The sequence below is a fragment of the Streptomyces sp. YKOK-I1 genome, assembly GCF_054660435.1.
Map to the genome: position 1 here is coordinate 4,846,277 of NZ_BAAGDR010000001.1, position 21,534 is coordinate 4,867,810.

A 21,534-nucleotide genomic window follows, 5' to 3' on the forward strand; every position below is an offset into this window, starting at 1 on the left:
CAAGTATCGTCCGGAAGGTGATCGAGATTCCGGGCGCGCTGGTGACAGAACAGGTAAAGATCAACGGCGAGGCGGGGCGGGCGTTCGTCACGGGTCTGCCGGACCTGGTCGCGGCCTTCCTGGAGCGCTGGGAGCTGCGGACCGACGGGCCGCCGATGCACGGCATGTGCGCGCTGGTCCTGCCCGTCGTGGCCGCCGACGGCACCCGGGCCGTGCTCAAGCTCCAGCTCCTCGACGAGGAGAGCGTGGGCGAGCCGGTCGCCCTGCGCCGCTGGGGCGGCACCGACGCCGTACGGCTGCTGCGGCACGACGAGCCGACCGGCACCATGCTCCTCGAACGCCTCGACTCGCACCGGATGCTGTCCCGGGTCGCCGACATCCACGAGGCGGTGCTGGTCATCGCGGGCCTGCTGCGTCGGCTGACGTCCGTGCCCGCGCCGGAGGGCATCCGGGAGCTGGGCGGCATCGCCCGGGCCATGCTGGAGCGGACCCCCGCGGCGCTGGCCCGGATCCCCGGTCCGGACGAGCGCCGTCTGATCGCCGACTGCGCGGCCGCCGTGAGCGAGGTGGTGACCGAGCCGGGCGACCGGCTCCTGCACTGGGACCTCCACTACGAGAACGTCCTCGCCGCCGACCGCGCCCCCTGGCTCGCCATCGACCCCAAGCCGCTCGCGGGCGACCCGGGCTTCGAACTCTGGCCCGCCCTCGACAACCGCTTCGACCCCGACGACGTCCGCTGGCGCTTCGACGCGATGACCGAGGTGCTGGGTCTGGACCGGGACCGGGCCCGCGCCTGGACGCTGGGCCGGCTGCTGCAGAACGCCCTGTGGCGGATCGAGGACGGCGAGCCCCAGGAGGCGACCGATCTGGAGATCGGCCGCCGTCTGCTGGGCCGCTGACGCGTACGCCCGGATCAGTGGGCGGCCGGTGGCGGGTCCCCGCGCAGGGCGAGGGAGTGGTAGGCGCCCGCCGTGACGGCCTGGACCTTGGTGTTGGCCGTGGTGGGGACCGTGTTCAGGGCGGTGGTGTTCACCTTCCACTCGATGGCCCGGCCGCTGTCGAGCAGGGCCACGATGTGCCCGTATCCGGCGGCCACCGAGGTGACCTTGGACTGGGCGAGGGACGGCACGGACTGGTTGGCCACCTTGGCGCCCCAGGCGTAGACCCGGCCGCCGACGACGGCGACGGAGACGTCCTTGCGGGCGGCGATGGCGGTGACGGTGCCGTTCTTGACCGGTGTGGGGATGTTCGTCTGCTGGTTGCGGTTGTCGCCCCAGGCGATGACCTTGCCCTCGTCGGTGAGGGCGAGGGCGTGGTAGGAGCCGGCGGCGATCGCGGTGACGCCGGAGTGGGCCGTCTCGGGCACGTCCGTCTGGCCGTAGCGGTCGTCGCCCCAGCCGATCACCGCTCCGTTCTTGAGCGCCAGGGAGAAGAACTGGCCGGCGGCGATGGCGCTGACGTCGGCCTTCGCAGCGGGCGGCACGACCGTGGAGTCGTAGCGGTCGCTGCCCCAGGCGACGACCGACTCGTTCTTCAGGGCGAGGGAGTGCAGATAGCCGCCGGAGACGGCGGTGACGCCCGAGGAGAGCGAACTGGGCACCTCCGTCTGCTGGTAGAGGTTGCTCCCCCAGGCGAGGACGGCGCCGTCCTTGATCGCCAGAGAGTGGAAGTCGCCCGCGGAGACGGCGCTCGCTCCCTGCTTGACGTCATCGGGGAGGGTGGCCTGCTGATAGGTGTCGTCACCCCAGGAGAGGGTCTCCCAGTCGGTCGCGGCGGCCCGCTGGAGGGACGACCGGGGTACGGCGGTGGCGGGGTGAGTGAAGGTCAGGAGCCCGCAGACCGCGGCCAGGGCCATCAGTACGGGCGGGAGCGCGCGGCGGCGCCGGTCACGAGGTGTCGGCATGGCTCGGTCTCCGTCTCGCTCGGCGCGCGGGGGCGCGCAGGTCGTCTCAGCCACGGTCGGCTCCGGCCGCCGGGGAACCCGCGTCGTTGGGGGTCTCGGCGGAGGGCCGGTTGGAGCGGCAGCGGGACAGCTCGGCCGCGGTCATCGGACCGGTGCGCTGGTAGAAGCGGTCGGCGAGCTGCGGGGAGGGGTGGTCCAGGACCGTGTACAGGCGCCAGTCCTGGTTCGGGTCGGCGGGCGTGGGGTTCGACTTGAACCAGCCCTCGGTGCGCTGGCGTCCGGTCTGGGTCTCGATCCAGGAGACCTCGCCGGGGCTGATGATCTCCTTGACGGTGCGTTCGGCGGTGGGGCTCCAGGCGGGGGTGGTGCCGGTGCCGGTGGTGAACTGCTGGTTCATGTTCGACGGCGCGGGAGGCGGGGTCGTGGCGGCCGGCGGCAGTCCGGCGGGCGCCGGGAGGTCGCTGATCGTCCGGGCGGAGTACTTCAACGGGCGCTCGCGGTCGAGGGTGGCGCGGGTGCAGTTGACGTAGTTCTCGCCGGTCACCCGCGCGGGCTCGTAGTAGGCGAAGGAGTAGTCGTCCTCGGGGGTGAACGCGCACTTCGTGGCGTTGCTGTTGCACTCGGTGACGGCCTCGGCGACCGTGCGCCTGTCGTTGCCCTTGAAGGCGACGGACGGGGGCAGTTCGTTGCCGCGGATCGTCTTGTCGAGCGGGGGCGGGACCTGGACGGCCTTGACGGCGGCGATCATCGGGCCGCAGTTGCCGCCGTTGGTGCCGGTGCCGTTGGCGGCGGCCCATGGCTTGACCGGGACGGTGGAGGCGAAGGTGAGCAGGGGCTCGTACTGGTCGGCGGTGAAGGTGTAGGTCCGTCCGGTGCGCCAGACCCCGGAGCCGAGGACGTTGTACTCCTTGTCCGGGTCCGGCTCGGTCAGCTCCTCCTGGACGTCTCCGCCGTCGCCCTGGACCGTGTAGGTCTGGCCCTGTTCCACGGTGCGCGGGGTGCAGTAGAGGCCGACGCCCGGACTGTCGTCGAAGGTGACGGTGACCCTGGCGCCCGGGCGTACGCCCCGCAGGCGCTGCTTGAACTCGAAGGCGGCGCCGTTCTCGCGCAACATCGCGGCGACCTTCTTGTCCGGGTGTCCGGAGGCGTCGCCCGAGAAGCGATGCACGCCGCCGGCCGTGCCGGCGCCGTTGTTCGCCGAGGTCGAGCCGACCGACCAGCCTGTGACGTTGGCGCCGTTGGCCGCGGTGCCGGTGAACTCCGGCAGGGCCAGGTCGCCGTTGATCACCTCGACCGGCTCCTGCTGGACCCGCTCGGCGAACGCGGGACCGGCCGGCAGGGCGACAAGGCCGAGGCTTCCGAGGCAGAGGACGGCGACGGCCGGACGGGCGAGGGTGGGGGGTCGTCTTCTCACGGTCGTCTTCTCCAGGGTCCGGTCGCGTGGGGGCTTCGGCGCGCGGGCGATCACGAGACCTCACCCCCGAGTTCGACGCGCTCCTTCAGCCGGGACCCCTCGGGCAGCTCCGGGGTGCTCGGCAGGGCGGCCGACCTGGTGAGGCCGGGGGGCCTCGGGGTGGTGGTGTCCTCGACGCCGGTCCTGCCGCCGGGCCGCAGCTTCTGGCAGGTGTTGCCGGGGACGGTGAAGGTGTCGGCGACGAACGTGCTGGTGTTGACGCTGGAGGGACCGTCGACGAAGACGTTGCGGATGCCGAGCCCGCCCCCGGTGGAGATGCTCCCGGCGACCCGCTGCATCGCGGCGCTCGCCCCGAACACCAGGGCGTCACCGGGCTTGACGACGACCTCGTAGGAGGTGGACTCGGTCTGCTGGGTGCTCCAGGTCTTGGAGTACGACAGCCTGAACGCGCCCTCGAAGGCGGCCCTCAGCGACGCCGAACCACCGATCGTGCCGCTGGCGTTGGCCCCGCCCTTGGCGTTGACCTCGGCGCTGGGCCCCTTCGACTGGTCCGGCATCTTGAAGTTGCCGCCGGCCTCGCCGCTCACCCCCGCGGTGACCGAACCCTGGGCGGTGAGCTGGCCGTCGAGCGTGATCCGGCCGGTGATCTCGCCGCCGAGGTTGTCGGAGCTGGACACCTGGAGGGAGACCTGCCGGGTGACCTTGATGTCGGCCTTGGTGCAGTTGACGACCGCGTTGCCGAGGGACTTGACGGCGGTGTGGTACTCGCTGGAGGCCGCGCGGTCGACCTTGAACCGGCAGTCTCCGGCGTGCGCGGCACAGTAGTCGCTGACCTCCTTGACGGAGGTCAGCGGGGTGTCGCCGTTGAAGGCCTGGGCGGCGGGCACGGTCCGGTCGGGGTCGGCGACGGCGGAGGCGGCCGGCACGGTCAGCGCGACGACGACGGCGGCGGCGCCGAGGGCGAGGGCCCGGCGGTTCATGGTCGTCACGGGTTCATCAGCTCGCAGACACCGGTCAGCTCGCCGGAGTCGGCCGAGGAGGTGAGCGCGGAGGGCAGACCTGCGGCGAAGTCGTCACAGGCGCCGTCGACGACCGCCGAGGCGTTGTTCTCGGGGGCCGGGTGGACGTCGTTCAGGGCCTGCTGGGTCTTGGCCATGCCCTCCTTCTGCTCCTGGCCCTCCCCGGCCAGGTCGCTCATGCACTGCTTCGAGGAGGGCGGGCACTTGGTGGCCTGGCCCTTGGCGGCGGCCATGTCCTCCTTGGCCTGGGCGGTGTCCTTGCCCACCTGGTCCTTCTGGCCGTCGACCTCGCCGCTGGAGGGCGGCGGGTCGTCGAACGCGCGGACGGCGGCGACGGCCGGGGAGGCGGTGAGGACGGTGACGGCCACCGCGAGGGCGGCGAGTCCCTGGGATACGCGGATGCGTGACATCTGAGGCACGAGCCCTTCCGAACATGCGACGAACGCATGTTCATGAATCGGTCATAGCGCCGCAAAGATATGCAAATAATCACAAGAATCAACGCAGCCGCGCCGGACGGCGCACACACGAAAACGGCCCCGGACGAAACGCCCGGGACCGCGCCACCACAAGAAGAACGAGAAAAGAGCCCCCTGTCGGACTCGAACCGACGACCTTCGCTTTACAAGTTCACCCCCGCGGCCGAGGAGCCAGGGGCTCGACGTGTCGGCCTGCCGAGAGGAGCGCCCGGTCGGCTCTCCCGGTACGGCGACGTCCACCGGCGTTGCCGTCAAAGACTGCCGTCAGCCGACAGGCGCCGAAGCTAGCATTTCGTCCCTGCAACCGTCTTCAGCCGATCTCGGGGATGCCGAGCGATCCACCTGAAGTCCGGTTACAGTTGCCGTAACTGCGCCTCTCACCACCGAGGCCGACGCGGGTTGGTTCATTGCATGTTCAAATAACACTGCTTGGCACCCAATTTCTTCACCAGTTCCAATTGTTCCACTCCAGGCTTGTTGATTTTTTGCAGGAACTCTCCATAGAGCACCGCAACCTCCGCAGGGTCAACCGCCTCACGCACGTCGCTTGAAAATTGGAAAATTAGCACAGTTCCATAATTAATGCTCTCAATGAGTCTATCTACCTCTTCGCCGTGCCGACTAGGGCGGTCGATATCATCGAGATCGGTTTTAAACCCCCGCACCCTACTAGCCAATGCAGCCACGTCATTTGCTACCGTTTCCCGAAGAGTTTCAAATTGATCCTTCGGGAGCGAATTCTGGGCGGCTGCGAGCTGCTCCACCGATGACCACACTTTTACCGTGTTCGCAAAGTTTACCGAACGGTCGCAGACCTCGTCAGCCTCCCTACGCCAGTCATTTACCGTGAAATCCGGCTTAGGGCCCCAGCGGTCAACGACGAGCAACACCCCGGCTACGACACCAGCGACACTCGCCGCCACTCCCAGCCACGTCCTGAAACGCCGTGACAGACGTCCAGGTCTGCCTTCCTCATTGATCTCACCACGCTCGTCTCCCATACCGCCATGATCCCAACAGGTCATAACCACGAGCCAGGATAAGCCGAAAATTCGCCCGATAGGTGGCATTCTCTACGCCGGAAAGCCTCCTACGCGCATCCGTCACCTAAACCCCTGTAAACGATGTCTTGGAAGGTGATCAAGATGAAGCCTGGAACTAGGTGCTAGCCGATTCTCCTGGCGCGAATCGCAGAGTCGACAGCACTGCTGACGGATGCGGCGACAAGTCGACTCGTGAAACCACGAGAGGCAAGCCGCCCGTACGCACAGATCACCTGAATCGGTACATCCTGCGCAATCATAAACCCCTGATCGGGATAGATCATCAGTCGCTGCAATGCCCCCACCAGCATGTCGATCACGAGACGGGGATCTCGGATTGAGTCGACGTATTCCAGGAGAGTCATGGGCGTCGATGGGCTGACGAATTCGACTCCCGCCCAGAGCTTCCGCGCCGTGGCGTAGGCTCGACGTTCCTCGTACGGCTTGCTGACGAGAAGTGCAGATGTAACCTCAATCCTGCTCTCCTCGAGCAAGACGCGGGACAGGGTAATGTTCTGGCCAGTGTTTTGGGCATGTGGTTCAACAAGAATGGCTTCCGTCGGAACGCCTAGTTCCAGGGCGCGATCCCGATAGTGCTCGGCTTCGCCGCGCGGCATGCGGTCTTTTGTAGTCCGGCTGGTGGCACCCGTGAAGACGATCAGCGGCATCATGCCACGCCGGTACAGGTCGACAGTGGTGTCGGCGACGCCGAGATCGTGGCTGCCGAGACCGATAGCGACCGAGCAGGGGCGCGGCTCGTGATGCATCTGCTGGTAGTCCCACAAGAGCTGGGCGTCCTGCCAGTCCTGTTCGGAGATCACGCTGAACCCTCCGCGCTGTTATCGTTGGCGGAGTCGGGAACCTTGAACTCGTACTCCCACGCGAAGCGGGATGCCGAGTGGATGCCGACTGCGAACTCAACGACCGTACCGTCCGCCGTGTACGTCGTCCGGTGCAGCTCGACCACAGGCTCGCCGGGAGGGAGCTGCAGGAGCTGCACCTCGCGCACCGTGGGAACGCGCGCGAACAGCGCCTCCTTCATGTGGTCAATCTCGTATCCGGCGTCGTAGAGGACGCGATACCCGCCGCCCCGGCCAGCGGGGCCGGGGGTGGGGTCGACGATGCGCGTTCCCTCCACGTGTTCGGGCCTGTAGTAGCTGGTCAGAGTGTGCGTCGGCTGCGCCCCCTCCTTCACGAGGCGGGCGCGCGCGTAGACGTCGGAGCCGACAGCGACTCCGAGCCCTTCTGCCACAAGACTGCTCGCCTGCTCGTGGCTCACCGTCTGCGTCTGCTCGTCACGCTTGTACGCGCGCCCAGACGCAACACGGTCAGCGATGAACGCGACTTCGTCCCCATCTCGCCACTTGGCCTTGTCGTAGCGGGCGATACCGAGTCGTTTGAGGGGTGTACGCGGCCGCACGACGGTTCCATGGCCACGCGTGGAGGTCACCAGCCCCTCAGCCTCCAGGGCCTTGTACGCCTGATGAACAGTGGCCTTTGAGCCTTCTCCCGCCTCGACTAGCTCTCTGATCTGGGGCAACTGGGCGCCCGGGGCATACTGCCCGTTTCTGATCTGCTCCGCGAGCCTGTCCGCCAGCTCGCGCCACTTCGGTGCCACGCAGAACTCCTCTCGAACGCCTCCTTGAGGGCGGTTCCGTTGAAGACGCCGACCCCGTCACGGAAGAGGCCGACCATGAGTTCCTGCCGGTGGCTCCCGGTCGTGCCCTGCGAGCGGATCGGGCGCGCCACGGGGTGGCCGGTGCGCTGCGCGTACACGGTCCCGTCCACGGTGCGGAAATACCGGAAGTGCGCCTGCGCGCTTGATCGAGGCTCTCGCCCTCACCGAGCGGGTACAGCCCACCCACATCCGTGTCGCCCCCGGCTTCGACGGAGCAACCTGGCTCGACCTCGGCCGCGACGACGGCCGGTCCGTGCGCATCCACCCCACCGGCTGGGACATCCGCGTCCCCGACCCCGAGGAGGTGTGCTGGCGGCGCACCCAGCTCACCGGTGAACTCCCCCTGCCCGCCAAGGACACCAACGGCAAGGGCATCGACCTGCTGATGCGGCTGTGCAACTTCGCCGACGCCAAGACCGAAGCCCTCGCCCTCGCGTGGCTCATCGGCTGTCTGGAGCCGTCCGTGCCCGTCCCCGCGCCGTTCCTCACCGGCCCGCAGGGCGCCGGCAAGTCGACCGGCGGGCGGATGCTCGTGCGGATCATCGAGGGCATGACCGGCGACCTGCGCCGCGCCCCGAAGGACGAAGAGAACATGATCACAGCGGTCGCGGCCGGATGGATCACCGCCCTGGACAACCTCTCCCACCTGCCCCCGGACCTGTCCGACCTCATGTGCTGCGTCATCACCGGAGCCGAGAGCATCAAGCGCGCGCTGTTCACCGACGGCGACGTCGTCCGCTCCCGCTACCGCCGGCCCATGCTGCTGACCGGCATCGACGTCGGCGTCATCCGCCCCGACCTCGCCGAACGACTCCTCACCCTGCGCCTGGAACGCCCCCGGGTACGGCGCACCGAAGCGGAGCTGTGGGCGGAGTACGCCGAGATCCTGCCCGCCGTCCTCGGCTCCCTGCTCGACCTCACCGTCAAGGTCCGCGCCGTGCAGGCCGAGACCCCCACCGATCTGCGCATGGCCGACTTCGCCCACCTGTGCGCCCAGCTCGACACCGCCACCGGCTTCGGGACGCTGGAGGCATACCGGGCCAGCCTGGACGACTTGAACGACGACGTCATCGAGGGCGATCTCCTGGCGCAGACGGTCCTCAAGCACGCCGCCGAACTCACCCCGGGCGCGGAAGAGCGGATGACGTCGGCGGAGTGGCTGCACGCCCTGACCGCCCTCTACAGCGGCGAGGAATGCCGCCCCCTGCCCAAGGGCTGGCCCACCACCGGCAAGGTGCTGTCCGACCGGCTACGGCGCATCCAGCCCACCCTGGCCGCGCGGGGCGTCCTGGTCGACTGGGGCCGCACCAGCGCCGCCCGCTACATCGAGCTCAGCCGCCAGGCCCCGCCCCCGCCGCCCGAGCAGCAGACCGCGTTCTGACCGCCCGCCCGGACCGGCGGACAAGCAAGAGGAGCACGCCACGGCGGGGGTGCTCCTCTTGCTGTTCGGCGGCAACAGCCGCCCTGCAAGGGTCGCGCCCGCGAAGCGGCCCGTTCTTCAAGCCCTGAGCGGGACCCAAGACCCACAGACACCACCCCTTCTTTTCCCAAGTAGGGAAGATCTGCGTCACTGCGTCACCACGGGCCCGACAGACGGCCGCTGACCTGCGGCGACAGTGGGTGACGCAGAGGGAGAATCCTGCGTCATCCCGCGTCATCAGCGTCACCCCGTGACGAGCGCCCGTGTCATCGGTGACGCAGGGCCCGCCACGCTGCGTCACCGGAACCTGCAGATCAGAAGCCTGATTGACGCAGGTGACGCGATGACGCAGAAATCCCCGCTTCGGACAGCACAGACCATCCCGCCCCGAGGAGATCTCGCGTGAGCATCGCCGCGCCCCCACCCCCTCAAGCGCTCAAGGTCCCCGAAGTCATGACCGCCCTGCGCCTCAGCCGCAGCAAGGTCTACGACCTCATCCGCTCCAAGGAACTCCCCAGCTACACATCCGGCCGCGCCCGCCGCATCCCGGTGCAGGCCGTCAGCAAGTACATGCAGGACCGACTTGAGGAGAACGCGGCCTGATGGCACCCCGCAAGAAGAACCCGAACGGCGCCGGCAGCATCTGGCAGCGCAAGGACGGGCGTTTCGAGGCGCGCGTCTACGTCCCCCAGCCCGACGGCACCCGCAAGCGCAAGACGGTCTACGGCTCCACCTGGGAGGAGTGCGACGAGAAGCGGCAGGAACTCGTGCGCCGCGACCGGCAGGGGATCCCGACCCCGTCCCGGTCGGCCAAGCTCTCGGAGTGGCTGCCGTACTGGCTGGAGGAGTACATCCGCCCCAACCGGAAGCGGACGACGTACGTGAAGTACGAGATGCACATACGCCTCTACCTCGTGCCGCTGCTGGGCACCCGCCGGCTGGAGTCGCTCACCACGGCGAACGTGCGGCAGATGATCGCCAAGGTCACCGCGCAGTCGTCTGCCGCGACCGCGAAGGAAGCGCACCGCGTGCTGCGTACGGCGATCACCGCCGCGTGCCGCGACGAACTGATCAGTCGCAACGTCGTCCAGCTCGTTCCCGCGCCCCGAGTCGAGCCGCGAGAGCTGCACCCCTGGTCTCTCGACGAGACGCTGACCTTCCTGGAGGCCGCGAGGACGGACCCGCTCTACACCGCGTTCGTCCTCGCCGTCGCCCTCGGTCTGCGGCGCGGCGAGATCCTCGGCTTGCAGTGGCGGGACGTCGACCTTGACCGGCGCACCCTCACGGTCCGGACCACCCTCAACCGGGGCGGCAAGGCGCTCTACCTGGACACGACCAAGAACCGGCGGTCGCGAGTGATCCCGATTCCGATGATGTGCGTGGCGCCGCTCCGGTGGCACCGCATGCGGCAGGCCGAGCGACGCACGGCGGCCGGCGCGGACTGGCACCGGAGCGATCACGTGTTCACGACCCGGAGCGGTCGGCCGATCGAGCCCCGGAATCTCTACCGGTCGTTCCTTCGGATATCGGAGTCCGCGAAGCTGCCGAGGGTGCGCCTGCACGACACCCGTCACGGGTGCGCGTCCCTGCTCTTCGCCGCCGGCGTCGCGCCCCGCACCGTCATGGAGATCCTCGGTCACTCGCAGATCGCGGTGACCATGAACGTGTACACGCACGTGAGCGACGACCACCGGCGAGAGGCCATGGGCCACATGGATCGTCTGCTGAAACGGCGCCGTTAAGCGGGACTGCCGTCAAGTGCTGCCGTCAACGCCCTCACGGCCGGAAGGTCGCGGGGGCGTTGTCCCAGCTAGATCAAAGAGCCCCCTGTCGGACTCGAACCGACGACCTTCGCTTTACAAGAGCGGTGCTCTACCAGCTGAGCTAAGGAGGCCTGCGCGGGCATGGCTCATGACCGCGCCCGTGCAGTGTACCCAGGTCGGCGGGGCGGTCTGTCGAAAATTTCCGCGAAGTTCACATGCCTCCGGGTACTGACAGATCCGCCGGACGCGAGGTAGCGTCCTGAGCCAGTTCACTCATGTGGACTACACCAACCACCTTCCTACAACGGATCGTCCGGCACGTTCCTGCCGGTAGAAGGGGGCCTCTGAGCCATGGCCACTGTTACGTTCGACAAGGCGACCCGGATCTACCCCGGTTCGACCAAGCCCGCCGTCGACGGCCTCGACATCGAGATCGCGGACGGCGAGTTCCTCGTCCTCGTCGGCCCGTCCGGCTGCGGCAAGTCCACCTCGCTCCGCATGCTCGCGGGGCTCGAGGACGTCAACGGCGGTGCGATCCGCATCGGCGACCGCGACGTCACCCACCTGCCGCCCAAGGACCGGGACATCGCCATGGTGTTCCAGAACTACGCGCTCTACCCGCACATGAGCGTCGCCGACAACATGGGCTTCGCGCTCAAGATCGCCGGCGTCAACAAGGCGGAGATCCGGCAGAAGGTCGAGGAGGCCGCGAAGATCCTCGACCTCACCGAGTACCTCGACCGCAAGCCGAAGGCCCTGTCGGGTGGTCAGCGGCAGCGTGTCGCCATGGGTCGCGCCATCGTGCGTGAGCCCCAGGTGTTCCTCATGGACGAGCCGCTGTCGAACCTCGACGCCAAGCTCCGTGTCTCGACCCGTACGCAGATCGCGTCCCTCCAGCGCCGTCTGGGCATCACCACCGTCTACGTCACCCACGACCAGGTCGAGGCCCTGACGATGGGCGACCGCGTGGCGGTCCTCAAGGACGGTCTGCTCCAGCAGGTCGACACCCCGCGCAACATGTACGACAAGCCCGCCAACCTGTTCGTGGCCGGCTTCATCGGCTCCCCCGCGATGAACCTCGTCGAGGTCCCGGTCGCCGACGGCGGCGTGAAGTTCGGCAACTCGGTCGTGCCGGTGCAGCGTGACGCGCTCTCCGCCACCTCCGACAAGACGGTCACCGTGGGTGTCCGCCCGGAGCACTTCGACGTCACCACCGACGCCGACACCGGTCTCGGCGTCGTCGTGAACGTGGTCGAGGAGCTCGGCTCCGACGCCTTCGTCTACGGCACCGCCCAGGTCGGCGGCGAGACCAAGGACCTCGTGGTCCGCGTCGGCGGCCGTGAGGTCCCGGAGAAGGGCAGCACGCTGCACGTCGTCCCGCGCGCCGGCGAGACCCACGTGTTCTCCACCTCCACGGGCGCCCGCCTCTCCGACTGACCCAAGGAGACAACCCGGATATTCCGGACCAGTTGACGACAAGGGCCCCGCGGTTCGCCGCGGGGCCCTTGTCGCTGCCCGCACACACCCCGGCGCACCGGACATTTCCCCCCGACCGGACCGGCGACCGTCAACCCACTACCCCACAAGAGACACCACTTCATCCCCCGTCCGAGTGACGAAATGTCGCCGAATGATTACGGGGCGCTACCCTCACACGCGTGAAGCACTCCGCGAACCACTCCACCCAGCGCACGCAACGCGGCCAGGGCGGCCCAGCCCGCCGGATCGGCCGCTCGCTCGCCCTCGTCCTGCCCGTCGTCATGGTGCTCTCGGGAACCCTCGCGGTCACCCGGGTCAACTGGTCGGGAGACCCCTCGGACTCGGTGCTCACCGCCTCCGACGTCTCCACCGCCCACCGCACCTCCCACGGCGCCCCCCAGGCCCCGCAGGACGTCCTGCGCGACCAACTGCTGACCGAGCTCCAGGAGAAGGACCCGGGCACCGCCCTGACCCACCTCCAGGCCGCCGTGAACGGCAAGCCGTCGCTGGCGAGGCACTGCACCTCCATCGCCCGCGCCCTGGGCCGCGCCGCGGTCCGTGTCTACGGCCCCTCACGCGCGCAGTCCTACGCCCGCCCGGTCTGCGACACCTCCTTCGCCTCGGGCGTCCTCGCGGCCCACAGCTGAGCCCACAGCTGAGCCCCCACCCCTCGGTGCGGCTCCCCCTCCCGGCCCGGGCGGGGGACCGCCCGGACCGTCCACGGGCACCTCTTACGGGACGTACACCCGCGCCGCGTACAGTGCGCCCATGACTCACCCGCACGCCGCGTCCCGCCCCACGCAAGCCGTCATCCTGGCCGGTGGCCAGGGGTCCCGGCTGCGTCCGTACACCGACGACCGGCCCAAGCCCATGGTGGAGATCCCCGGCACGGGGACGCCGATCATCGGCCACCAGCTCACCTGGCTCGCCGAGGAGGGCGTCACCGACGTCGTCGTCTCCTGCGGGCATCTCGCCGAGGTCCTCCAGGACTGGCTGAAGACCGCCGACCTGCCGGTGAACGTGATGACGGTCGTCGAGACCGAGCCCCTCGGCCGCGGCGGCGGCCTCAAGTACGCGGCCGGCCGTCTCCCCCACCCCGACCGGCCCTGGTACGCCACCAACGGCGACATCTGGACCCGCTTCTCGCTGCGCGAGATGGCCGACTTCCACACCGAGCGCGACGCCGTCGCGACGCTCGCGCTGGCGCGGCCGCGCATTCCGTGGGGCGCGGTGAAGACGGACGGCTTCGGACACATCACCGACTTCATCGAGGCGCCGCCGACGACGTACGAGATCAACGCGGGCGTGTACGTCTTCTCCCCGGAGTTCGCCGGACTGCTCCCCGAGCGGGGGGACCACGAGCGGACCACGTTCCCCCATCTCGCGCGGGAGCGGAGGCTGGCGGGGTTCCCGATCCCGCAGGGGGCGTACTGGCGGGCCATCGACACGGCGAAGGATCTGACGGAGGCGGCGAAGGAGTTGGCGGCGCTGGGTCGCTGACGGTTCGGCCGTTCTTCAGCCGTTCGTCGGCTGCGGGCCGGTGGGGGTCGTTCGCGCAGTTCCCCGCGCCCCTGAAAAGCCGAAGGTGCCGTGCGCCGACAAGCGCACGGCACCTTCATGTACCTCAGGGGCGCGGGGAACTGCGCGACCAGCCCCCACCGGCCCGCAGCCTCCCCGCAACCGCTACCCCAACAACCCCCCCACCAGCCCAGGCTGACCGGAAGACGAAGAGCCACCCGACGTACCCCCGGTCGAACCACCGGAGGTGCTCGCAGGGCCGGAGCTGGTGCTCGGCGCCTCGCCACCCCCCGAGGGAGCGGACTGCTGCGGCGGGGCCTGCCCGGCCGTCCCCTGGGTCTGGCTGGGCGCGCCCGCACCCGTGCCCGTCGTCGCCGTGCCCTCGTCGCGGGCCGTCGGCGTGCTGTCCGTACCGGCCGTCGGTGCCGCCGAGGTCGCGCCCTGGGTGGGCGAGGTGGACGCCTCGGGACTGCGGGACGACTCGTGGGTGCCGGACTCCTCCGGGAGGGGCGCGCCGGGCAGTTCGTTGCGCGGGGCCTCGCCGGGGCCGGGGACGACGACCCGGTCGGCGTCGCGGACCGCGCCGCCCAGCAGGGCGCCGATCAGCAGCGTGAGACCGACGGCGATCGCGGTGACCAGGGCGCCGCGGCGCAGGACGTACCGGCGCAGCTCCCAGATGTCGGAGCGGGGGCCGAGCCGGCGCCAGGCCGCGGCGGCGAGACGGCCGTCGACGGAGTAGACCGGGGCCCCCGCGATGACCAGCGGCGACCAGGCGGCGAGACAGATGATGTCGGGGGTGTCGTAGACCGGCGCGGTCTTCCAGCTGACGGTGACGAGGATCGCCGCCGACAGGCCCGCGCCGCCCACCGCCGCGACCCGCTGCCAGCAGCCCAGGACCGTGAGGACGCCCACGACGACCTGGAGGAAGGCGATGACGAGCCCGGAGCCGACGGGGTGGTGCAGGGCGAACTGGCGCAGCGGCTCGGCGACTTCCCAGGGGTGCAGGGTGTTCAGCCACTTGACCATGGAGCCGCGCTTGCCGCCGTCGAAGAAGACGGGGTCGCACAGCTTGCCCATGCCGGCGTAGATCGAGATGAAGCCGAGGAAGATCCGCAGCGGGAGCAGCACCACGCCCAGGTTCATCCGGCGGCCGGGGTAGTAGGCGTGCCGGGAGGCGTCCGGGTCGCCGGCGTGGCGCCTGCCGCGCGGCTCGACCGCCTCCGCGAGCGCCTCCCCGAAGTCCTCGAACTCGGCGTCGTCGTAGGGGGGTTCGTCGTAGGCGCTGCCGACCGTGCGCATCTGCGGCAGCAGCCGGTGCTCGCCGGGGACCGGGGCGCGCTGGGCGCCGACGATCGGGGTCTCCAGGGTCTGCGCGGTGAGGTCGCCGTCGTAGCCGTCGCCCACGCGCGGGATGACCTGGGTGGCTCCGGCGTCGGCCCCGGGCGGTCCGCCGTGGCCGACGCTGCCTGCCCGCACCGCTTGCAGCAGCCGGTGGGCGCCGGTGTCGTCCGGGGCGGTCTGGCCGCTCCAGACGACGGGCCGGCGGCGGGCACCGGAGGCGGCGCCCGCTCTGCCCGCCGCCCCGACGACGGGGACGCGCGTGGTGTCCTGGCTGGCGCTCGCATGCCGGGCGATCCGCGGGGATTGGTTACGCCGCGCCGACACGCCCAGCTGCACGCGGAAGCTCGCGTGATTGACGATGATCTGCGCCGGATCGCTCGGCACCTTCACCATGCTCAGCGCGGGAACGTCGTCGAGACCGGATGCGAATCCCGACGAGCGGCCCCCCGTGGGTGTGCGGGGTGTTCTGGTGTCCACACTCATCTAACCGAGTGACGTGTGGTTAGGACACTGCTTTGACCCGCCGGATCTGTCCGGTCTCCGTCAAGGTTGCCCTCCCCGCCGGATTTGACCCGTCGGGGTGAGCGGACGGACGTGCGTTCAGATCCGGCACCGGGTCCGGGCGGGCCTCCGTCAGGCCCGGCGCCGCGCCGCCTCGTAGAGCACGATGCCCGCCGCCACACCGGCGTTGAGGGACTCCGCGCCACCCGGCATGGGGATGCGGACGCGGAAGTCGCAGGTCTCGCCGACCAGTCGGGACAGGCCCTTGCCCTCGCTGCCGACGACGATGACGACCGGGCCGTCCAGCGCCTCCAGCGCACCGATCTCCGCCTCGCCGTCGGCGGCCAGGCCGACGACCGCGATCCCGGCCTTCTTGTACGCCTCCAGGGCGCGGGTGAGGTTCGTGGCGCGGGCGACGGGCGTACGGGCCGCCGTACCCGCGGAGGTCTTCCAGGCACCCGCGGTCATCCCGGCCGCACGGCGCTCGGGGACGACCACGCCGTGGCCGCCGAACGCGGAGACCGAGCGGACGACGGCACCCAGGTTGCGCGGGTCGGTCACCCCGTCGAGGGCGACGATCAGCGGGTCCTCGCCCTCGTCGTGCGCGGCGTGGACCAGGTCCTCGGGGTGGGCGTACTCGTACGGCGGGACCTGGAGGACGAGCCCCTGGTGGTTGAGACCGTTGGTCATCCGGTCCAGCTCGGGGCGCGGCGCCTCCATGAGGTTGATGCCGCCGCGCTCGGCCGCGAGCTGGAGTGCCTCGCGCACCCGCTCGTCGTTGTCGATGAACTGCTGGACGTAGAGCGTGGAGGCGGGGACGCCCTCGCGCAGCGCCTCCACGACCGGGTTGCGGCCGACGACCAGCTCGGAGGCGCTCTTGCCGCCCCGGCCGCGCACCACCGGGCGGCGCTGGACCTGCTTGGCCTTGGCCGTGGCGATGCGGTTCTTCTTGTGCCCCTTGCGCATCTCGGCGGGCGGGGTCGGGCCCTTGCCCTCCAGGCCCCGGCGCCGCTGGCCGCCACTGCCGACCTGCGCGCCCTTCTTGCCGGACATGCGGCGGTTGTTGGCTGCCATGACCTACCTGATTCTGTGCGGAGGTGTGCGTACGTCTATGCAGTGTGCCGCCCGGGGAGCCGGACGGCACAATCGATCAAGGGAACGGGCAGCGCGCGGCTAGCGCGAGCCGAGGATCCAGCGCGGTCCCTGCGGGCTGTCCTCGATGGTCAGCCCGGACTGGCCCAGCTGGTCACGGATGGCGTCCGCGGTCCCCCAGTCCTTGCGCGCCCGGGCCGCCTCCCGCTGGTCCAGGACCAGGCGTACGAGGCTGTCGACCACGCCGTGCAGATCCTCGCCCTTCTCCGCCTCGCCCGCCCAGTGGGCCTCGAGCGGGTCCAGGCCGAGGACGCCGAGCATCGCGCGGACCTCGGCGAGCCGGGCGACGGCCGCTTCCTTGTCGTCGGCGGCCAGTGCGCTGTTGCCCTGGCGGACGGTGGTGTGCACGACGGCGAGGGCCTGTGGGACGCCCAGGTCGTCGTCCATCGCCTCGGCGAAGGCCGGCGGCACCTCGGCGGCGGGCTCGACGACGCCCCCCGCCTTCTCGACAACGCGCTGGATGAAGCCCTCGATCCGCGCGAACGCCGACTCGGTCTCGCGCAGCGACTCCTCGCTGTACTCGATCATCGAGCGGTAGTGCGGGGTGCCGAGGTAGTAGCGGAGCACGATCGGGCGCCAGGCCTTGACCATCTCGCTGACCAGCACGCTGTTGCCGAGCGACTTCGACATCTTCTCGCCGCTCATGGTGACCCAGGCGTTGTGCACCCAGTACTGGGCGAAGTCGTCGCCGTAGGCCTTGGCCTGGGCGATCTCGTTCTCGTGGTGCGGGAAGATCAGGTCGAGGCCGCCGCCGTGGATGTCGAAGGCGGAGCCCAGGTACTTGTGGGCCATCGCGGAGCACTCCAGGTGCCAGCCGGGACGGCCGCGGCCCCACGGGGTCTCCCAGTCGGGCTCGCCCGGCTTGGTCGCCTTCCACATCGCGAAGTCGCGCGGGTCGCGCTTGCCGGTGATGCCCTCCTCGGTGGGCTGGCGCAGATCGTCGATGTCCTGGTTGGACAGCGCCAGATAGCCGGGGTAGGAGCGCACGTCGAAGTAGACGCTGCCGTCGGCCTCGTACGCGTGACCGCGCTCGATGAGGCCGCGCATCATCTCGATCATCTCGGGGACGTGCCCCGTCGCCCGCGGCTCGTACGTGGGCGGCAGGCAACCGAGGGCGTGGTAGCCGTCGTTGAACGCGCGCTCGTTGTCGTAGCCGATGGACCACCAGGGGCGGCCCTGCTCGTGCGACTTGGTGATGATCTTGTCGTCGATGTCGGTGACGTTGCGGATGAACGTGACGTCGTAGCCGCGGTACTCGAACCAGCGGCGCATGATGTCGAAGTTCAGGCCGGAACGGATGTGGCCGATGTGCGGGGCCGCCTGCACGGTGGCGCCACAGAGGTAGATCGAGACACAGCCCGGCTGGAGCGGGGTGAAGTCACGGATCTGCCGGGCGCTGGTGTCGTACAGGCGAATAGTCACGATCCCTAGGGTAGTGGGCGGTGGGCCCTGCCCTCACCCCAGTCTGACCACCAAAGCGGTCGCCACCGCCATCAGGCCTTCCTCCCGTCCCGGGAACCCCAGTCCGTCCGTGGTCGCCCCGGAGACCGAGACCGGGGCTCCGGCCGCCTCCGACAGGATCCTCTGCGCCTCGTCCCGCCGCTTGCCGATCTTCGGCCGCGGCCCCACGACCTGTACGGCGATGTTCCCGACGGTGAAACCGGCCTCGCGGACGATCCGCGCGGCCTCCGCCAGCAGGGTCACCCCCGACGCCCCGGACCACTCGGGGCGGCCGGTGCCGAAGTGCTGTCCCAGGTCGCCGAGGCCGGCCGCCGAGAAGAGGGCGTTGCAGGCGGCGTGCGCGACGACGTCGGCGTCGGAGTGGCCGGCCAGGCCGGACCCCTCCCCCTCCCACTTCAGGCCCGCGCACCACAGCTCGCGGCCCTCCTCGAAGGCGTGGATGTCGGTGCCGATGCCGACCCGGGGCAGCGGGAGGAGCTCAGAAGCCATCGTTGAGCCTCCTGCGGGCCAGGACCGCCTCGGCGAGGACGAGGTCGAGGGGACGGGTGACCTTGAAGGCCTCCTCGTGGCCGGGGACGACCACCACGGTCAGGCCGAGCTGCTCGACCATGCTCGCGTCGTCGGTGACGTCCTCGGTGACCGTCTCGTGGGCGCGCGCCAGGGTGGCCCGGTCGAAGCCCTGCGGGGTCTGTACGGCGCGCAGCCGGGCGCGGACCGGGGTGGCGACGACCGGCTCGGGCTCGCCGGGGGCGGCGGCCGGTTCGACCTCCTTGACGGTGTCGGCGAGCGGCAGCGCCGGGACGACGGCGGGGGCGCCCTCGCGGACGGCCTCGATGACCGCGTCCACGGTGTCCACGGGGACCAGGGGCCGGGCGGCGTCGTGGACGAGGACGATGTCGTACTCGGGCGGCAGCGCGTCCAGGCCGAGGCGCACGGACTCCTGGCGGGTGTCGCCGCCCGGGACGACGAGGAAGTCGGTGCGGTCGGGCAGCGCGTGCGCGTCGAGCAGCGACTTGACCTCGCCGGCGCCGTCCGGCGGGGCCACGACGACCACCAGCGAGACGGCGCGGGAGGCGGCGAGGGCGCGGACCGCGTGGATCAGCATGGGCGTGCCGTTCAGCGCGCGGAGCGCCTTGGGGGCGCCCGGACCGAGGCGTACGCCCCGGCCGGCGGCCGGAATCACCGCGGCCGTGCGGGCGGGCGCGGGCGAGGGACGCGAATCGTCAGACATCGGTTCCTGTCAGGTTTGTGTGCTCGGCCTAGTTGGGTACGGAGACAGCGTGCCGGGCGCGACGCCTTGACCGGACCCTTCCGTGACACGCCGGTCGAGCGCTGCCCGGGCTCGGCACGCAAAGTATCGGGGTTTCGCGGGTTACCCCGAAGTGGACGACCCGTGGGTGGGCACCCCGTGGGTGGGCGCACGGCATCCGGACGCGAACATGCCGCAGCGCCCGGCGACGGGAATTCGTCATCGGGCACCGCGGCATTTCGGTGTTCAACGGTGTGCGTCGGCGTCGGCCTTCGCCGGCGTCAGGACGCGAGAACCTCGTCGAGCAGGGCTTCGGCCTTGTCCTCGTTGGTGTTCTCCGCGAGGGCGAGCTCGCTCACCAGGATCTGGCGGGCCTTGGCGAGCATGCGCTTCTCACCGGCGGAGAGTCCGCGCTCACGCTCGCGACGCCACAGGTCACGCACGACTTCCGCGACCTTGATGACATCGCCGGAGGCGAGCTTCTCCAGATTTGCCTTGTAACGACGCGACCAGTTCGTGGGCTCCTCGGCGTACGGCGCGCGCAGCACCTCGAAGACCCGGTCCAGCCCGTCCTGACCGACCACATCACGCACGCCGACGAACTCCGCATTGTCCGCTGGCACACGTACCGTCAGGTCACCCTGGGCGACCTTCAGCACCAAGTAGGTCTTGTCCACGCCTTTGATCTGGCGAGTTTCGATGGCCTCGATCAGCGCGGCCCCGTGATGGGGATAGACCACGGTGTCGCCAACCTTGAACGTCATGTGACAGGTACCCCTTCCGTGGCTATCCAGGGTAACACGGAAACTGCGGTTCCTGAATGGCGTTTTCGCAGGTCAGGGCATATCTCGGGGCTTGACAACTGCAACAGGAACGTGCTTCGGACGGCTCCCGGAAGCAGGTATTCGCAGGTCGGAGCGGCTCTCCGAGGGGGGTGAAACGCGGACGTTACACGCGTAGGGAGCATGCCCCGAGCGGCCGAACGTCCACATATGTCCACTTCCAGATGTGCGACTTGCGCTACTCCGTTCGACGTCCGTGGCCGGATACCAGTCGTTTCCGGAATTGATCACCGGGGCTTCGAGCAGACCCGTGATCAATTTCCCGGACGACCGCGCATTCCTTCACGGAAAATCCGCGAGCGGAGCGCGACGGCGCTTAACCGGAGCCCCCGTGCGGATATGCGAATGACGTACGACGACGTACGGGCAGGAAGAGCGAGGATGAAGTCCGAGTGACGGATGGGTCACCCGAGAGTGTCGTGACAGGTGTGATGACCAGGGAGATCATGGCGCGCCGCGGCCCCCGGACGCGTTAGAGGCGGGTCGGGTGCGGCGGCGCGGGAACGGCTCGGTAACCTAAGGCCGCTGACAGACCCTTAGGGCGGCTTTATCACCAGGTGAGCTGCCCGTGTGCGTTCAAGGAGTTGCCGCCGCCGTGAGCAGCAGCCTTCGACGCGGCGCCCTCGCCGCATCCGCCCTCGCGTTCTCGATCGCCACGCTCGCCGCCTGCGGCGCCGGCAACAACAGCCAGACGCTGGAGATCAAGCCGGACAACGCCTCCACCAGTGTGGGCGACATCAAGATCCAGAACGCTGTCGTCATCACCCAGCCGAACCCCGCCGGGGGTGGCCCGGTCGCGGTCTCCGCGACCGTCTTCAACACCGGCAAGCAGGCCCAGACGATCGAGTCGATCGACGTCGAGGGCCTCGGCACCGCGAAGCTCTCGCCCGCCGAGGGGGAGAAGAACCTGACGGTTCCGGCCGGCGGTGTCGTCGTGATCGGCGGCGAGGGCAACGCCTCCGCCGTCCTGGAGCACCCGGACGCGGAATCGATCGAGGGGAACGCCCAGAAGACCACCTTCATGCTCAGCGACACCGGTGCGGTGAGCCTGGCGGCCTTCGTCGTGCCGGCCGAGAGCTACTTCTCCAGCTGGGGCCCGAGCGACATCCCGAGCACCCCCTCGGAGTCGCCCGCCGAGAGCGCCTCGGAGACGGCCACGTCCACCGAGTCCCCGGCCGCGGGCAGCACCGAGTCCCCGGCCGCCTCGGAGTCCCCCTCCGAGTCGGCGTCGGGCCACTGAGCCCCGTACCCCGCACACCTACGACAGGGGCG

Annotated in this window: 20 protein-coding genes, 1 tRNA gene and 2 pseudogenes; 8 read left to right on the forward strand and 15 right to left on the reverse strand. The window is 69.8% G+C overall.

Annotated elements, in window-relative coordinates; all coding sequences use genetic code 11:
- Positions 1-5: 5 nt before the first annotated feature.
- On the forward strand, positions 6-899 hold the full coding sequence (locus ACYQ8Q_RS21255; RefSeq protein ID WP_460073436.1) for an aminoglycoside phosphotransferase family protein: 894 nt from the start codon (positions 6-8) through the stop codon (positions 897-899).
- 14 nt (positions 900-913) lie between these two features.
- Here the strand turns inward: ACYQ8Q_RS21255 and ACYQ8Q_RS21260 are convergent, their stop codons facing one another.
- The 8 genes and pseudogenes from ACYQ8Q_RS21260 to ACYQ8Q_RS21295 form a co-directional block, all read right to left on the reverse strand.
- Entirely contained in the window at positions 914-1,903 is a 990-nt protein-coding gene (locus tag ACYQ8Q_RS21260; RefSeq protein WP_460067081.1) for an RCC1 domain-containing protein, read from the reverse strand.
- Between the two features lie 46 nt (positions 1,904-1,949).
- The gene (locus ACYQ8Q_RS21265) at positions 1,950-3,317 is read right to left on the reverse strand and encodes a hypothetical protein (RefSeq protein ID WP_460067084.1); all 1,368 of its coding nucleotides are present in this window, start codon (positions 3,315-3,317) and stop codon (positions 1,950-1,952) included.
- A gap of 50 nt (positions 3,318-3,367) precedes the next feature.
- Positions 3,368-4,306 (reverse strand): hypothetical protein, encoded by a 939-nt coding sequence (locus ACYQ8Q_RS21270; RefSeq protein WP_460067086.1) that lies wholly within the window; start codon positions 4,304-4,306, stop codon positions 3,368-3,370.
- Positions 4,303-4,746 carry a hypothetical protein gene (locus tag ACYQ8Q_RS21275; protein WP_460067088.1) on the reverse strand — a complete coding sequence of 148 codons (444 nt, stop codon included), beginning with the start codon at positions 4,744-4,746 and terminating at the stop codon, positions 4,303-4,305. The genes ACYQ8Q_RS21270 and ACYQ8Q_RS21275 overlap by 4 nt, the downstream gene beginning before the upstream one ends.
- 473 nt (positions 4,747-5,219) lie before the next feature.
- The gene (locus ACYQ8Q_RS21280; protein ID WP_460067090.1) at positions 5,220-5,816 is read right to left on the reverse strand and encodes a hypothetical protein; all 597 of its coding nucleotides are present in this window, start codon (positions 5,814-5,816) and stop codon (positions 5,220-5,222) included.
- A 164-nt stretch (positions 5,817-5,980) separates the two neighbouring features.
- Positions 5,981-6,679 carry a YdcF family protein gene (locus ACYQ8Q_RS21285; RefSeq protein WP_460067093.1) on the reverse strand — a complete coding sequence of 233 codons (699 nt, stop codon included), beginning with the start codon at positions 6,677-6,679 and terminating at the stop codon, positions 5,981-5,983.
- Complete coding sequence (locus ACYQ8Q_RS21290; RefSeq protein WP_460067096.1) at positions 6,676-7,476, reverse strand: GntR family transcriptional regulator; 801 nt, start codon at positions 7,474-7,476, stop codon at positions 6,676-6,678. The genes ACYQ8Q_RS21285 and ACYQ8Q_RS21290 overlap by 4 nt, the downstream gene beginning before the upstream one ends.
- Before the next feature lie 11 nt (positions 7,477-7,487).
- A pseudogene (locus tag ACYQ8Q_RS21295) lies at positions 7,488-7,676 on the reverse strand (ATP-binding protein); the annotation flags it as partial.
- A gap of 2 nt (positions 7,677-7,678) precedes the next feature.
- Between ACYQ8Q_RS21295 and ACYQ8Q_RS21300 the strand changes: the two are divergent.
- The 3 genes and pseudogenes from ACYQ8Q_RS21300 to ACYQ8Q_RS21310 all read left to right on the forward strand — a co-directional run.
- Positions 7,679-8,917, forward strand: a pseudogene (locus tag ACYQ8Q_RS21300) (ATP-binding protein); the annotation flags it as partial.
- A 441-nt stretch (positions 8,918-9,358) separates the two neighbouring features.
- On the forward strand, positions 9,359-9,559 hold the full coding sequence (locus ACYQ8Q_RS21305) for a helix-turn-helix domain-containing protein (RefSeq protein ID WP_460067098.1): 201 nt from the start codon (positions 9,359-9,361) through the stop codon (positions 9,557-9,559).
- Positions 9,559-10,698 carry a site-specific integrase gene (locus ACYQ8Q_RS21310; RefSeq protein ID WP_460067101.1) on the forward strand — a complete coding sequence of 380 codons (1,140 nt, stop codon included), beginning with the start codon at positions 9,559-9,561 and terminating at the stop codon, positions 10,696-10,698. The genes ACYQ8Q_RS21305 and ACYQ8Q_RS21310 overlap by 1 nt, the downstream gene beginning before the upstream one ends.
- Before the next feature lie 79 nt (positions 10,699-10,777).
- Here ACYQ8Q_RS21310 and ACYQ8Q_RS21315 read toward each other — a convergent pair.
- Positions 10,778-10,850: transfer RNA gene (locus ACYQ8Q_RS21315), tRNA-Thr, on the reverse strand.
- A gap of 220 nt (positions 10,851-11,070) precedes the next feature.
- Here ACYQ8Q_RS21315 and ACYQ8Q_RS21320 point away from each other — a divergent pair.
- From ACYQ8Q_RS21320 to ACYQ8Q_RS21330, 3 genes are all read left to right on the forward strand, one after another.
- Entirely contained in the window at positions 11,071-12,156 is a 1,086-nt protein-coding gene (locus ACYQ8Q_RS21320; protein WP_460067103.1) for an ABC transporter ATP-binding protein, read from the forward strand.
- A gap of 221 nt (positions 12,157-12,377) precedes the next feature.
- Positions 12,378-12,845, forward strand: a complete 468-nt coding sequence (locus tag ACYQ8Q_RS21325; protein ID WP_460067105.1) for a hypothetical protein — start codon at positions 12,378-12,380, stop codon at positions 12,843-12,845.
- 121 nt (positions 12,846-12,966) lie between these two features.
- Complete coding sequence (locus tag ACYQ8Q_RS21330) at positions 12,967-13,698, forward strand: nucleotidyltransferase family protein (RefSeq protein ID WP_460067107.1); 732 nt, start codon at positions 12,967-12,969, stop codon at positions 13,696-13,698.
- A gap of 183 nt (positions 13,699-13,881) precedes the next feature.
- Here ACYQ8Q_RS21330 and ACYQ8Q_RS21335 read toward each other — a convergent pair whose 3' ends face one another.
- The 6 genes from ACYQ8Q_RS21335 to ACYQ8Q_RS21360 all read right to left on the reverse strand — a co-directional run bounded on the left by ACYQ8Q_RS21335 (position 13,882) and on the right by ACYQ8Q_RS21360 (position 20,184).
- On the reverse strand, positions 13,882-15,540 hold the full coding sequence (locus ACYQ8Q_RS21335; RefSeq protein WP_460067109.1) for a DoxX family membrane protein: 1,659 nt from the start codon (positions 15,538-15,540) through the stop codon (positions 13,882-13,884).
- 150 nt (positions 15,541-15,690) lie between these two features.
- Positions 15,691-16,632, reverse strand: coding sequence for a 23S rRNA (guanosine(2251)-2'-O)-methyltransferase RlmB (gene rlmB, locus ACYQ8Q_RS21340; protein WP_460067110.1), 942 nt, complete (start codon positions 16,630-16,632; stop codon positions 15,691-15,693).
- A gap of 99 nt (positions 16,633-16,731) precedes the next feature.
- A complete protein-coding gene (gene cysS, locus ACYQ8Q_RS21345) occupies positions 16,732-18,132 on the reverse strand; it encodes a cysteine--tRNA ligase (protein WP_460067111.1) in 1,401 nt (466 codons plus the stop codon).
- 33 nt (positions 18,133-18,165) lie between these two features.
- A complete protein-coding gene (ispF, locus tag ACYQ8Q_RS21350) occupies positions 18,166-18,660 on the reverse strand; it encodes a 2-C-methyl-D-erythritol 2,4-cyclodiphosphate synthase (protein WP_460067112.1) in 495 nt (164 codons plus the stop codon).
- Positions 18,650-19,402, reverse strand: a complete 753-nt coding sequence (gene ispD / locus ACYQ8Q_RS21355) for a 2-C-methyl-D-erythritol 4-phosphate cytidylyltransferase (RefSeq protein WP_460067114.1) — start codon at positions 19,400-19,402, stop codon at positions 18,650-18,652. The genes ispF and ispD overlap by 11 nt, the downstream gene beginning before the upstream one ends.
- A gap of 299 nt (positions 19,403-19,701) precedes the next feature.
- Entirely contained in the window at positions 19,702-20,184 is a 483-nt protein-coding gene (locus ACYQ8Q_RS21360) for a CarD family transcriptional regulator (protein WP_003953493.1), read from the reverse strand.
- A 673-nt stretch (positions 20,185-20,857) separates the two neighbouring features.
- On the opposite strand from ACYQ8Q_RS21360, the gene ACYQ8Q_RS21365 reads away from it, so the two are divergent.
- Positions 20,858-21,502: a DUF461 domain-containing protein gene (locus tag ACYQ8Q_RS21365; protein ID WP_460067115.1), complete on the forward strand. Its 645-nt coding sequence runs from the start codon at positions 20,858-20,860 to the stop codon at positions 21,500-21,502.
- Positions 21,503-21,534: the final 32 nt, after the last annotated feature.